This window comes from Streptomonospora nanhaiensis, from assembly GCF_013410565.1.
GTDB classification, from domain to species: Bacteria; Actinomycetota; Actinomycetes; order Streptosporangiales; family Streptosporangiaceae; genus Streptomonospora; species Streptomonospora nanhaiensis.
This window is the reverse complement of the sequence record NZ_JACCFO010000001.1, coordinates 1397162-1410052: the sequence shown is the minus strand read 5'-3', so window position 1 is coordinate 1410052 and position 12891 is coordinate 1397162. Positions and strand designations below refer to the sequence as shown.

Here is a 12891-nt window from a genome sequence, read left to right as displayed (position 1 = left end):
CATGAGCTTCCTGCGCGCCCTGCTGGGCCGGTCCAAGCCGGCCAAGCCCGACCTCGACGCGCTGTTCGCCCTGCCCTCGGCCGCTGTCACGCTGCGCGCCGGCGCCGGGTTCGCGCCCACCGGCACCGGATCGGTCGCCTTCCGCGCCGCCGAGGGCCGCGCCTTCGCCGACCTCCAGCGCGACATCACCGACCTGCTCAACGCCGACGACGGCCCGGCCGTCGAACCCGCCGCCGACGAGTACGGCTACACCTGGCTGGTCCTGCGCGCCGCGCCCGAGGCCGCCGCATCCGCCGACATCAGCGGCCTGGTCACCGACGTCCACGCCGTCAACACCTCGCTGGAGTCGGCCGGGTTCGGCCCCTCCCTGCTCTGCTCGCTGGTGGCCTTCGCCGACAGCGCCGGGCGCCGCGTCGCTCTCGTCTACCTCTACAAGCGCGGCACCTTCTACCCGTTCGCGCCGCTGCCCGGCCGGCGCCGCGACAACGCCCTGGAACTCCAGATCGAGGCCGCCCTCGGCGCCGACCTGCCGGTGGAGAAGGACAAGTCCCGCTGGTTCCCCGTCTACGGCGCCCCCGGCCTGTGACCTCGGCGGCCCCCGCGCCCCTGGCCGCGCCCCCGCCCGACCCCGTGCGGCCTCCCCGCCGACGGGCCCCGTCACGCGACAAGGCACACTGAACCCGTGCGTATCGTCATCGCCCCGGACAAGTTCGCCGGCACCCTCACCGCCGTCGAGGCCGCCCAGGCCATCGCCGACGGCTGGCACACCGTCGCCCCCGACGCCGACACCCGGCTGCTGCCGCTCTCCGACGGCGGCCCCGGGTTCGTCGAGGTGCTGCACACCGCCCTGGGCGGCACGGTTGCCGACCTGGAGGTCACCGGCCCCCTCGGCGCGCCCGTGCCCGCCCGCTACCTGATCGCCGGCACCACCGCCTACATCGAGAGCGCGCACGCCTGCGGCCTGCACCTGGTGCCCGCGGAGTCGCGCGACCCGGCGCGCACCACCACCCGCGGCGTGGGCGAGCTGATCGCCGCCGCGGTGGCCGCCGGAGCCGACACCGTCGTCGTGGGCCTGGGCGGCAGCTCCACCAACGACGGCGGCGCGGGCATGCTCGCCGCCCTGGGCGCCTCGCCCGCCGGCGCGCTGGGCTCGGGGGGAGGGGCGCTGGCCGCTCTGGAGGGGCCGATCGACCTCGCCGCCGCCCGCGCCGCCGTGGCCGGCGTCCGCCTGGTGGCCGCCACCGACGTGGACAACCCGCTGCTGGGCGTCAACGGCGCCAGCGCCGTGTTCGGCCCGCAGAAGGGCGCCGACCCCGACGCGGTGCAGCGCCTCGACGCCGCCCTCACCGCCTTCGCCGACGCCACCGACCCCGGCGGCCTGCGCGAGGCCCCCGGCGCCGGCGCCGCCGGCGGCCTGGGCTACGGCCTGCTGCTGCTGGGCGGCACCGTGGAGTCGGGCGTGGCCCGGGTGCTGGAGGCGGTCGGCCTGGCCGCCGACGTCGCGACCGCCGACCTCGTGATCACCGGCGAGGGCTCCTTCGACGGCCAGTCGCTGCGCGGCAAGCTGCCCCACGGAGTGGCGCGGGCCGCCGCCGACCAGGGGGTGCCCTGCGTGGTCACGGCCGGCGTGGTGGCGGTGGGCCGCAAGGAGGCCGCGGCGGCCGGAATCACCGAGACCTACGCCCTGGTGGAGTCCGCGGGCTCCGCCGAGGCGGCGCTGAGCCGCCCCGCCGAGGAGCTGACCCGGCTGGCCGCCGCGGTCGCCCGGCGCTGGGGCGGGGCCCGCCCGCGTACGCCCGGCGGCCACCCCCCGCACGGCGCGTGACGGCCGCGACTCATGATGGCCACAGTGCGCATGAGCGCCTAAGCTGGGGGAAAACAGGAGAGCGCGCCACGACCCCGCGCCCAGGAATGCGCGAAGCGAACCGCGCGTTGAACACGTGTGGCTCGACACGGGTCGAAACTACGGAGGAGCTAGCAGATGACGGTTCAGAGCGAGGCCCCCGCGCAGGGCATCATCCTGACGGACGAGGCGGCGAGCAAGGTCAAGGGCCTCCTGGAGCAGGAAGGCCGCGACGACCTTCGGCTGCGTGTCGCTGTGCAGCCGGGGGGCTGCTCCGGGCTCCGCTACCAGCTTTTCTTCGACGAGCGTGAGCTGGACGGCGACGTCGTCGCCGACTTCTCCGGCGTCGAGGTCGTCACCGACCGCATGAGCGCCCCCTACCTCATGGGCGCCACCATCGACTTCGTCGACACCATCGAGAAGCAGGGCTTCACCATCGACAACCCCAACGCCACCGGCTCCTGCGCCTGCGGCGACTCCTTCAACTAAGGGGGGTCGAGCGCCGCGCCCGCACGGGCCGGCGCCCTCGATGCGGCACGGGTCCGCGCGCCCGCGGGGCGCGCGGACCCTTTCGCGTGCGCGCCCCGCCGCGCGCGGGGCCCGCAGACGCCGCGGGGGCGGCTCTGTAGGCTTAAGCCCCGTCCCGTCTCCCGACCCAAGGAGCCCTCCGCAGTGCGCATCGCGGTTACCGGATCGATTGCCTCCGACCATCTGATGACCTTCGAGGGACGCTTCTCCGAACAACTCATCGCCGATCAGCTCGAACAGGTGTCGCTGTCGTTCCTGGTGGACGAGCTGGAGATCCGCCGCGGCGGGTGCGGCCCCAACATCTGCTTCGCCATGGGCGCGCTGGGCCTGCGCCCCCACCTGGTCGGGGCCGCCGGCACCGACTTCGACGAGTACCGCGCCTGGCTGGACCGCCACGGGGTCGACACCTCCGGCGTGCACATCTCCGAACTGCGGCACACGGCGCGGTTCGTCTGCACCACCGACCGCGACCACAACCAGATCGCGTCGTTCTACGCCGGGGCCATGGCCGAGGCGCGCAACATCGAGCTGCAGCCCCTGGCCGAGCGCGCCGGCGGGTTCGACCTCGTGCTGGTCAGCGCCAACGACCCCGGCGCCATGATCCGGCACAGCGACGAGTGCCGCGACCGCGACATCGCGTTCGCAGCCGACCCCTCCCAGCAGCTGGCGTTCATGGAGGGCCCCGACGTCCGCCGGCTGATCGAGGGCGCCGACTACCTCTTCACCAACGAGTACGAGAAGGCGCTCTGCGAGCAGAAGACCGGCTGGAGCGACGACGACATCCTCTCCCGGGTGCGGATCCGCGTCACCACGCTGGGCGCCAAGGGCGTGCGGATCGACCGGCGCGGTGAGCCCTCGATCGCCGTGCCCGCCGCCGTGGTCACCGAGAAGGTCGACCCCACCGGTGTCGGCGACGCCTTCCGCGCGGGCTTCCTGGCGGGGGTCTCGTGGGGCCTGTCCCTGGAGCACGCCGCCCAGGTCGGCAACGCCGTCGCCGTGCACTGCCTGGAGGTCAACGGCCCCCAGGAGTACGAGCTGACCCCCGCGAGCCTGCTCGACAAGATCACCGCCTCCTACGGCGAGGACAGCGCGCGGGCGATCAAGCCGCACCTGGCCTAGCCGCACCGGCCCGACCCGGGGCCTCCGCCGACGCGGGGGCCCTTCGGCGTGCGCGCTCCGGCCTCGGCGGGCGGGACTCCCGGCCCCGAACGCCCCCGACCCCCGCGCCGCCGTCCGCCCGCGTTCTCCCGAACCCGCCTGCCCCCGCTCAGCCGCGCGGGCGCCGGCGGCAGCCGCGCCGCGCCGCAGGAGGCTCCGCGGGCGCGGCCGCCTCGGCCGGGGCCGCCGCCGCGCGCTCGCCGCCGCCGGCCAGGAAGTCGAACACCGCCCGCTCCAGCTGGCAGGGCGCGCTCGCCGGCGCGCTCCAGGGCACCCGCACCAGCACCGGGTCGGCGCCCGAGACCGGGTTCACCCACACGGTGGCACCGCGGGAGTCCAGCTCCCACAGCCACGCCGCGCCGCGCGGCGCACCCGGCAGGGCGGCCGCGGCGGCGGCCAGTTCGTCGCGGTAGCGGTCGTTGACCCGGGCCAGGATGTCCTCGGCCGGGCCGACCAGCGGATCGGCCCGCGCGGCCAGGTAGGCCGGCCCCTCGACCACGCCCATGGCGTCGTAGGTGTGGTAGAGCACGGTCGCCGGAGCCACCCTGACCAGCAGCGGAGCGGGACCGGCGGGGGAGGGGCCCAGCGCCGCCAGCAGCTCCTCGTCGGGGTCGCGCTCCCACACCGCCAGGGCCGCCCCGCGCCGCTCGCGGGCCGGCACCGCACCCGCCCTGCCCTGGCACCACAGCCGAGCGCGTACAGTAGGGGTGCGACCCACACGCCGCAGCGCGGACAGTTCGACCCCGACCATCGGTCCGGTGTCACCCTGCCGCCCCTCCCGCAGCGCCTCGCGCAACGGGTGGTCGGCCGCGACCCACAGGAGCACGCGGCCGGCGTGATCGACCGCCCCGCGCACGCTGAAACGCGTGTCGGGATAGTCAGCCAACGTCGCCATGGTGGGGGTCGCCGTGGCGGCAAGGGAACGGACCCGTTCGATCGCGGACGGGCAGGGCTGTCGCATGACACCTCCTAGACTTAGGCAAGCCTTACCTAGGATTCCCGTTTTCGCAAGAGACACATAGACGGAGGACGTTAATGCGCTACACCGGACCTAAGGTGCGGTTGTCCCGGCGCGCGGGTATCCCGCTGACCCGTAAGGCGGTCAGCTACTTCGAGAAGCGGCCCTACCCCCCGGGTGAGCACGGCCGCCGAGTTCGGCGCTCCAGCAGCGACTACGCGGTGCGCCAGGCCGAGAAGCAGCGCCTGCGCTGGTACTACGACCTTTCCGAGAAGCAGCTGGCCCGCGCCTACGAGAACGCCAAGAAGCGGCCCGGCCGTACCGGTGAGGAGCTGATCGCCGAGCTGGAGCTGCGGCTCGTCTCGGTCGTGCTGCGCGCCGGCCTGGCGCCGTCGATCTACGCGGCCCGCCAGTACATCAACCACGGCCACATCACCGTGGACGGCAAGAAGGTCGACATCCCCTCCTACCTGGTGAAGCCGGGTCAGGTCATCGCCGTCCGGGAGAAGTCCCGGCAGATGGTGCCGTTCGTGGAGGCCGCCGAGGGCGTGCACGCCGACGACAAGATCGCCGGCTACCTCGCCGTCAGCCACAAGGACCTGCGCGTCGCGGTCGTCGACCGCCCCAAGCGCGAGCAGGTGCCGGTGCCCTTCGACGAGCAGCTCGTCGTGGAGTACTACGCGCGCTAGTCCCCGCTGACACGCGCGCGGGCCGTGCGACCCCTCGGGGGCGCACGGCCCGCTGTGCTCCGCGGGCCCGCCCGCGCGCGGCCCGGGCGGGCTAGTACATGCGGCGGATGTGGAACGCGCTGCCCCGGCTCAGCGGGACCTCGGCCACGAACTCCTGCATCTTCATCCGGCACCACGAGGGGATGTCCGTCCGCGCGGCGGGGTCGTCGGCCGTGACGGCGATGACCGAGCCGATGGGCACCTCCCGGATCCGCCCGGCCAGCATGATGATGGGGATCGGGCACTTGCGGCCGATCGCCTCCACGGTCACCAACGGCTGGTCCGACACCTGCGCTCTCCCCTCGACGCCTGCTCGTATCCCATTCTTTACCCAAGTCGCCGGCTAAGTGGCACCCGGTTAAGGGACGCGTGAAACCAGCGGTACTCTCGCCTTAGCCCGCTTGCGAGGGCCGCGCCGGCACCCGAGGCAGCCGGAGGCGACCCCGCCGGCGGGCCGGGCGAACACGCCGATCCGCCCCGGATCGCCGCAGGCGTCCGCACCGCGCCCCGGGCGCGGTACGGAGGCCCCAGCGCGTGTCCGGCCGGAAGCCCGCCGGGCACCCCGGTCAACACGCTGGTCAGGCATGCCCCTGGACTGCCCTGCGGGCTGATCGCGCTAGTGTTTCCCCCGAAAAGCTTTGGAATACCACCGCCCGCGCGACGACCGCGGGCATCACCGCTGGGAAGGCAATCCGTGAGTCCGACCCGCCATAGGAATCGGCGCCCCGCGCTGCGCCGATGGGCACCACGCGGCGCCGCGCTCGCCGCGCTGGGCCTGGCCGCGACCGGCTGCGCGTCGAACGAGTTCACTCGTTTGGGCGTGCCGGAGCCGATCACCGAACAGGGCCAGCGTGTCCTCACGCTCTGGCAGGGCTCGTGGGTGGCGGCGTTCGCGGTCGGCATCCTGGTGTGGGGACTGATCGTCTGGACGGTCATCTTCCACCGCAAGCGCTCCGAGCAGCTTCCGCCGCAGGTGCGCTACAACATGCCCATCGAGGCCCTGTACACCGTCCTGCCGATCGTCATCATCGCGGTCCTGTTCTACTTCACCGCGCGCGACCAGACGGTCCTGCTCGACACCGAGGAGCCGGCCGACACCAACATCGAGGTCGTCGGCTTCCAGTGGAGCTGGCAGTTCAACTACCTCGACCAGTCGCGTGTCGACGCCGAGGAGCAGGGCACCGAGCCCCAGACCGAGTTCTCGGTCGCGGGCACCCCCCAGCACCAGCCCACGCTGGTGCTGCGCGAGGGCGACGTCGTGCACTTCGACCTCACCTCGCCCGACGTGATCCACTCCTTCTGGATCCCGGCCTTCGCCTTCAAGATGGACATCATCCCCGGCCAGGACAACGAGTTCCAGGTCAAGGTCCAGGAGGGCACCGCGGGCACCTACGCCGGCCGCTGCGCCGAGCTGTGCGGTGTCGACCACTCCCGCATGCTGTTCACCGTCGAGGTCATGGAGCCCGACGACTACGACCGCTGGGTCGAGGAGCAGCGCCAGGCCGCCGCCGACGAGCAGCAGCAGCTGGAGTCCGGCGAGGAGCTGGAGCCGCGCGGCGAGGACACCGGCACCGCCATCGAGGGCCCCGGCACCGGGGACCAGGAGGGGTCGGGCGACGACGTGGCCCGCGACGAGTCCACCGAGACGCCCGAGCCTTCGGCGTCGGCCGAGGAGGAGGCAGGCCAGTAATGGCGACCGCAACACAGCCACGCGCGGAGGCGGCCCCCGCCCCCACCCGCAAGGGCTCCATCATCGTCAGCTGGCTGACGTCGACCGACCACAAGGTCATCGGGTACATGTACCTGATCACCTCGTTCCTCTTCTTCATCTTCGGCGGCATCCTCGCGCTGGTCATGCGCGCCGAGCTGCTGTGGCCCGGCCTGCAGGTCGTGACCAACGAGCAGTTCAACCAGCTGTTCACGATGCACGGCACGATCATGCTGCTGATGTTCGCGACCCCGCTGTTCGTCGGGTTCGCCAACATCATCATGCCGCTGCAGATCGGCGCGCCCGACGTGGCGTTCCCCCGCATCAACCTGTTCGGCTACTACCTGTACCTGTTCGGCAGCCTCATCGCCGTGGGCGGGTTCCTCACCCCCGGCGGCGCGGCCAGCTTCGGCTGGTTCGCCTACACCCCGCTGTCGGACGCCGTGCGCTCGCCCGGCCTGGGCGGCGACCTGTGGATCATGGGCCTGGCCGTCAGCGGTCTGGGCACGATCCTGGGTGCGGTCAACTTCATCACCACCGGCCTGTGCATGCGCGCGCCGGGCATGACGATGTTCCGCATGCCGATCTTCACCTGGAACGCGATGCTGACCAGCGTGCTGGTGCTCATCGCCTTCCCGGTCCTGACCGCGGCCCTGATCGCGCTGGGCGCCGACCGGATGATCGGTACGCACGTCTACGACGCCGAGCACGGCGGCGCCATCCTGTGGCAGCACCTGTTCTGGTTCTTCGGCCACCCGGAGGTCTACATCATCGCGCTGCCGTTCTTCGGCATCGCGACCGAGATCCTTCCGGTGTTCAGCCGCAAGCCGATCTTCGGCTACAAGAGCCTGGTGGGCGCGACCATCGCCATCGCCGGCCTGTCGGTGACGGTGTGGGCGCACCACATGTTCCCCACCGGCGCGGTGCTGCTGCCGTTCTTCTCGTTCATGACGTTCCTCATCGCGGTGCCCACCGGGGTGAAGTTCTTCAACTGGATCGGCACCATGTGGCGCGGCCAGCTCGTGTTCGCCACGCCGATGCTGTTCACCATCGGGTTCCTGGTGACGTTCCTGTTCGGCGGCCTGACCGGTGTCATCCTGGCCTCCCCGCCGCTGGACTTCCACGTGACCGACTCCTACTTCGTGGTGGCCCACTTCCACTACGTGGTGTTCGGCACCGTGGTGTTCGCGATGTTCGCGGGCTTCTACTACTGGTGGCCCAAGTTCACCGGCAAGATGCTCAACGAGGCCCTGGGCAAGTGGCACTTCTGGTTCCTGTTCTTCGGGTTCCACGGGACCTTCCTGGTCCAGCACTGGCTGGGCGCCGAGGGCTTCCCGCGCCGCTACGCCGACTACCTGCCCAGCGACGGGTTCACCGAGCTCAACATGGTGTCCTCCATCGCCTCGTTCGTGCTGGGCGCCTCCACGCTGATCTTCTTCTGGAACATGTGGGTCACCGCCCGCAACGCGCCCAAGGTGACCGTGGACGACCCGTGGGAGTACGGCTGCTCGCTGGAGTGGGCGACCTCCTGCCCGCCGCCGCGGCACAACTTCACGTCGCTGCCGCGCATCCGCTCCGAGCGTCCGGCGTTCGACCTGCACCACCCGCACGCCGCCGCACCCGGATCGGCCGCGCCGGCCTCCGCGGGCCTGAAGTAGCAAAGCGAGTACTGACATGAAGATGCAGGCATACCTGTTCATGGGCGTCTCGACCTTCTTCGGGCTGGTCGCGGCCGTCTACGCCTACTGGTCGTGGATGGCCGAGGGCTACGTGGAGTGGACCGGGACCGTCGCCCTGGTGGTCTCCATCGGCTTCGGCTGGATGGTCGGGTTCTGGCTGTGGCAGTCGGCCCGGCGCAGCGAGCGCTACCACGGGCTGCCGCCCGAGGAGCGGCTGGACGGCGAGATCGCCGAGAACTCCGGCGAGTACGGGTTCTTCAGCCCGCACAGCTGGTGGCCGCTGTTCGTGGCCCTGTCGGTGGCGTTCATGGCCGTGGGCGTCACGATCGGCTGGTGGATGGTCTTCATCGGCGCGTTCGCGGTGATCCTGACCGCCATCGGCTGGGTCTTCGAGTACTACCGCGGCGAGTTCCAGCACTAGCCCGACAGCGCGAGCCGCACAGGGCGGCGCGGGCCCGGGCCCGCGCCGCCCCGGGGGTCCGCAGTGGCCCCGAGCACCCCGGCGGACGGCGATTTCCGACGAGATCGACCATCCGCCGGGGTATTCTCTTTTGGGCGGCCGATACCCGTTCGGGGTACGGCATTCCGGGCCTGGGGCCCCGGCCGCCCCAATTCATCCCACAGGTCTCAAACTTCTCCGCCTCGCGGTGCGTCCATACTGGGTAGAGACGCGGTAAATCGCGGGCAATCCGGACACTGGAGGTCGCACGGTGAAGGGCAGCGCATTCCCAACGGCGGTTCGAGGCGCGGGCGCCGGCTTGGCCGGGCTGCTGCTCGTCCTGGCCGCCGGCTGCACGGGAGCCGACAGCGGCGCGGAGTCCACCGGGGGAGAGGGCGGCGGACCGGCGGTCGAGGTCACCATCAGCCCCGAGGACGGCGCCACCGAGGTCGCCCCGAACTCCCCCATCACCGTCGAGGCCGCCGACGCCACCATCACCGACGTCCGGGTGGAGCAGACCGGCGGCGCCGCCGACGCCCAGAACGCCCCGGCCGAGTCCCCCTCGGCCGGCCCTTCGGGCGGGGCCGCCCTCGGCGCCATGACCGGCACCTTCAACGAGGACAAGACCACCTGGGTCAGCGACTGGAACCTCACCCCGGGCGCCGAGGTCACCGTCACCGCCACCGCCGAGAACAGCGACGGCGAGGAGGCCGAGGTCGTCAGCCAGTTCAGCACGCTGGAGGCGGTCGAGGGCAAGCGGCTGGAGCTGCAGTCGAACTTCCCCACCAGCGGCCAGACGGTCGGCGTGGGCATGCCCGTCATCATCAACTTCGACCTGCCGGTGGAGAACAAGGAGCAGGTCGAGAACTCCATGGAGGTCACCTCCGAGCAGCCGGTGCAGGGCGCCTGGAACTGGTTCGGCGACCAGATGGCGGTCTTCCGGCCCGAGGAGTACTGGGAGCCCAACCAGTCGGTCACGGTCGACCTGCACCTGGCGGGCGTCGAGGCCGCCGAGGGCGTCTACGGCATCGAGAACCACCAGATCAACTTCGAGGTGGGCCGCGAGCAGATCACCACGGTCGACGACGACGCCCACACCATGACCGTGGAGCGCGACGGCGAGACCGTGAAGACGTTCCCGATCAGCAACGGCCGCGGCGACACCCGGCAGTACACCACCACCAGCGGCATCCACCTGACCATGGAGAAGTACGAGCACCTGGTCATGGACTCCTCGACCATGGGCATCCCGGTCGACAGCCCCGAGGGCTACAAGCTGGACGTGAACTACGCGGTCCGCTTCTCCAACAGCGGAGAGTTCACCCACGCCGCCCCGTGGAACGGCCAGCTCGGCGAGGCCAACGCCAGCCACGGCTGCACCAACATGAGCACGGCCGACGCCAAGTGGTTCTACGAGGAGTCGCTGATGGGCGACCCGTTCATCGTGACGGGCACCGACCGCCAGCTCGAGGTCGACAACGGCTGGGGCTACTGGCAGCGCTCCTGGGAGGACTGGCTGGCCAACAGCGCCACCGGCGAGCCCGACACCACCGACGGCAAGGGCACGCCGGGCGACGTCCACGGCGAGCAGGAGCAGGCCGACTAGGGCTTCTCCGCCAGGGGCCGCCCGGTCAGGGCCGGCCGGAAGGCGCCACACCGGCCACGGGGCCGCGGAGCACGTGCTCCGCGGCCCCGTCCGCGTTCGCGGGCCCGAGGCGCCCGCAGGCGCCGGGCGGCGGCCTAAAGCCACCGCCGCCCGGTGGGCCGGGGGCGGGGCGCCGGGCGGCGGGCGGCACGGGTGTCCGGGGGCCGGCGGCGGGCATGGCCCCGGCCGGCGCTCCCGCGTTCCGGCGGTGCCGCGCCCGCCGGGCGCAAGCGGCGCGGGCGGCCGGGGGAGGGGGAGGGGCGCACGCTCACCGGAGGGCTCGGCGGTGGCCGGGGACACCGCCGCCGGGCGCTCCAGTCGCCGCTGCGGCCGCCGGCGATCTTGGGGCGGGTTCGGGCTCGCCCCGCGAGGGCGGGGCCGTCCTCGTGCGGCTGAGCGCCGCCTCCGCCCCGGCGCCCCCGGGTCGCGGGCCGCCGCGCGCCCCGCCCGCGTCCCTACCCCGGACACGCCGAAGGGCCCGGCCCCCGCTTCCGGGGTGCCGGGCCCTTCGCCGCTCAGGTCACCGGGACGGCTAGGCGCCGCTGGTGGCCTCCTGCTTGGTGTCCGCGTCGGCCGACTCGTCGTAGTGGGCGCCGTGGTGCAGGTGGTGGCCGGTGTGCGGCTGGACGTCCTCGAACGGGACGTTGTCGCGCGTGTACCAGTCCGCCAGCCGCGTGCGCAGGCGGCCCATCATGCCGCGCGACGCCGGCGCCTCGACGCCGTTGTCGTCGTGGGACTCCACGTCGATCCGCGAGACCGGGGTCTTGCTCTGCAGCACGTGCACGGTCTCGTCCGTGGACTCCTTGTGGACCTCGATGAACTCGCCGCTGGGCAGCTGCTGGATGGTGCCGCTCTCGTAGCCGTGCTCCAGCTGCTCGCGGTCGCGGCGCTGGAGGCCCAGGCAGATCCGCTTGGCGACCATGAACCCGATGATCGGCCCGACGATCACCCCGATCCGGAAGAACCAGGTGGTGCCGTACAGCGACACCTGGAACGTCTCGGAGATGATGTCGTTGGACCCGGCCAGCCACAGCAGCCCGTAGAACACGATGCCGGCCACGCCCACACCGGTGCGCACCGGGGCGTTGCGCGGACGGTCGGCCACGTTGTGGTGGCGGCGGTCGCCGCTGATCCACGCCTCGACGAACGGCCACAGGGCCATGCCGCCGAAGAGGATCCCCGGGATCACCAGGCCCGGCACGAGCACACCGGTCGGGATGGAGTAGCCGGCGAAGTCGATGTCGAACCAGTTCGGGAAGATCCGCAGCGACCCCTCCATGAAGCCCATGTACCAGTCGGGCTGGAGCCCGGAGGTGATGGAGGTCGGGGTGAACGGGCCGAACAGGTGGATCGGGTTGATCTGGACGAAGGCGCTCAGGCCCACCGTGACGGCGAAGACGAAGAAGAAGAACCCGCCCGCCTTCACCGCGAAGCCCGGCAGCATGGGGACGCCGACGACCTTCTTCTCGGTGTGGCCCTTGCCCGGGTACTGCGTGTGCTTCTGGTGCCACAGGATCATGAAGTGGGCACCGATCAGCGCCAGCAGGATGGCCGGGATCAGCAGCACGTGGAAGACGTACAGGCGCGGGATGATGTCCTGGCCGGGGAACTCCCCGCCGAACAGGAACATCGACAGGTACGTGCCCACGATCGGGAACGCCAGCATGACGCCCTGGAGGATGCGCACGCCCATGCCCGAGGGCAGGTCGTCGGGCAGCGAGTACCCGAACAGGCCCTCCAGCATGGCCAGACCGAAGATCGCGATGCCGATCAGCCAGTTGATCTCGCGCGGCTTGCGGAACGCGCCGGTGAAGAACACCCGCAGCATGTGGATCAGCATCGAGCCGAGGAAGATCAGCGCGGCCCAGTGGTGGATCTGGCGGACCAGGAACCCGCCGCGGACGTCGAAGTCGATGTAGAGCGTGGAGGCGTAGGCCTCGCTCATCACGACGCCGTGCATCCGCTCATAGGAGCCGTCGTAGACGATCTCCGCCATGCTCGGCTTGAACCACAGGGTGAGGAACACGCCCGTGACGAGCAGGATGATGAACGAGTACAGGGCGATCTCGCCCAGCATGAACGACCAGTGGTTCGGGAAGACCTTGCGGAGCTGCTTCTCGCCGCTCTTGGCCAGGTGGAACCGGTCGTCGATGTAGTTTCCGGCGCCGCGCAGCAGCTTGGGCGCCTTGGTTGTCCTGCTCATGG

At 71.7% G+C, this 12891-nt stretch carries 12 protein-coding genes; 9 read left to right on the top strand and 3 right to left on the bottom strand.

The window, feature by feature from the left end; genetic code table 11:
• Window position 1 precedes the first annotated feature (1 nt).
• From pspAB to HNR12_RS06070, 4 genes are all read left to right on the top strand, one after another.
• Window positions 2-586 carry a PspA-associated protein PspAB gene (gene pspAB / locus HNR12_RS06085; RefSeq protein WP_179766581.1) on the top strand — a complete coding sequence of 195 codons (585 nt, stop codon included), beginning with the start codon at window positions 2-4 and terminating at the stop codon, window positions 584-586.
• 96 nt (window positions 587-682) lie between these two features.
• Window positions 683-1825: a glycerate kinase gene (locus tag HNR12_RS06080; protein ID WP_179766580.1), complete on the top strand. Its 1143-nt coding sequence runs from the start codon at window positions 683-685 to the stop codon at window positions 1823-1825.
• A gap of 156 nt (window positions 1826-1981) precedes the next feature.
• A complete protein-coding gene (erpA, locus tag HNR12_RS06075) occupies window positions 1982-2332 on the top strand; it encodes an iron-sulfur cluster insertion protein ErpA (RefSeq protein WP_179766579.1) in 351 nt (116 codons plus the stop codon).
• Window positions 2333-2515: 183 nt separating this feature from the next.
• Complete coding sequence (locus HNR12_RS06070; protein WP_179766578.1) at window positions 2516-3490, top strand: PfkB family carbohydrate kinase; 975 nt, start codon at window positions 2516-2518, stop codon at window positions 3488-3490.
• 148 nt (window positions 3491-3638) lie between these two features.
• On the opposite strand, the gene HNR12_RS06065 is transcribed toward HNR12_RS06070, so the two are convergent.
• Window positions 3639-4415: a DUF2470 domain-containing protein gene (locus tag HNR12_RS06065; protein WP_179766577.1), complete on the bottom strand. Its 777-nt coding sequence runs from the start codon at window positions 4413-4415 to the stop codon at window positions 3639-3641.
• 149 nt (window positions 4416-4564) lie between these two features.
• Between HNR12_RS06065 and rpsD the strand changes: the two genes are divergently transcribed.
• Window positions 4565-5176: a 30S ribosomal protein S4 gene (gene rpsD / locus HNR12_RS06060; RefSeq protein WP_179766576.1), complete on the top strand. Its 612-nt coding sequence runs from the start codon at window positions 4565-4567 to the stop codon at window positions 5174-5176.
• A gap of 91 nt (window positions 5177-5267) precedes the next feature.
• Here the strand turns inward: rpsD and HNR12_RS06055 are convergent, their stop codons facing one another.
• Complete coding sequence (locus HNR12_RS06055; protein WP_179766575.1) at window positions 5268-5504, bottom strand: sulfurtransferase TusA family protein; 237 nt, start codon at window positions 5502-5504, stop codon at window positions 5268-5270.
• 405 nt (window positions 5505-5909) lie between these two features.
• On the opposite strand from HNR12_RS06055, the gene ctaC reads away from it, so the two are divergent.
• The 4 genes from ctaC (at window position 5910) to HNR12_RS06035 (ending at window position 10647) form a co-directional block, all read left to right on the top strand.
• Window positions 5910-6905, top strand: a complete 996-nt coding sequence (ctaC, locus tag HNR12_RS06050; RefSeq protein ID WP_443729151.1) for an aa3-type cytochrome oxidase subunit II — start codon at window positions 5910-5912, stop codon at window positions 6903-6905.
• The gene (ctaD, locus tag HNR12_RS06045; protein WP_179766574.1) at window positions 6905-8581 is read left to right on the top strand and encodes an aa3-type cytochrome oxidase subunit I; all 1677 of its coding nucleotides are present in this window, start codon (window positions 6905-6907) and stop codon (window positions 8579-8581) included. Before ctaC ends, ctaD begins: the two co-directional genes overlap by 1 nt.
• A gap of 16 nt (window positions 8582-8597) precedes the next feature.
• On the top strand, window positions 8598-9023 hold the full coding sequence (locus HNR12_RS06040; protein WP_179766573.1) for a cytochrome c oxidase subunit 4: 426 nt from the start codon (window positions 8598-8600) through the stop codon (window positions 9021-9023).
• Window positions 9024-9312: 289 nt separating this feature from the next.
• Window positions 9313-10647, top strand: coding sequence for a L,D-transpeptidase (locus tag HNR12_RS06035; RefSeq protein WP_179766572.1), 1335 nt, complete (start codon window positions 9313-9315; stop codon window positions 10645-10647).
• Window positions 10648-11218: 571 nt separating this feature from the next.
• Here HNR12_RS06035 and qcrB read toward each other — a convergent pair.
• The gene (gene qcrB / locus HNR12_RS06030) at window positions 11219-12889 is read right to left on the bottom strand and encodes a cytochrome bc1 complex cytochrome b subunit (protein ID WP_179766571.1); all 1671 of its coding nucleotides are present in this window, start codon (window positions 12887-12889) and stop codon (window positions 11219-11221) included.
• Window positions 12890-12891 lie beyond the last annotated feature (2 nt).

Coding starts and splice junctions, on each gene's coding strand:
- rpsD (WP_179766576.1), top strand. CDS start 4,565: ATGCGCTACACCGGACCTAAGGTGCGGTTGTCCCGGCGCGCGGGTATC.
- pspAB (WP_179766581.1), top strand. CDS start 2: ATGAGCTTCCTGCGCGCCCTGCTGGGCCGGTCCAAGCCGGCCAAGCCC.
- erpA (WP_179766579.1), top strand. CDS start 1,982: ATGACGGTTCAGAGCGAGGCCCCCGCGCAGGGCATCATCCTGACGGAC.
- HNR12_RS06040 (WP_179766573.1), top strand. CDS start 8,598: ATGAAGATGCAGGCATACCTGTTCATGGGCGTCTCGACCTTCTTCGGG.
- ctaD (WP_179766574.1), top strand. CDS start 6,905: ATGGCGACCGCAACACAGCCACGCGCGGAGGCGGCCCCCGCCCCCACC.
- qcrB (WP_179766571.1), bottom strand. CDS start 12,889: ATGAGCAGGACAACCAAGGCGCCCAAGCTGCTGCGCGGCGCCGGAAAC.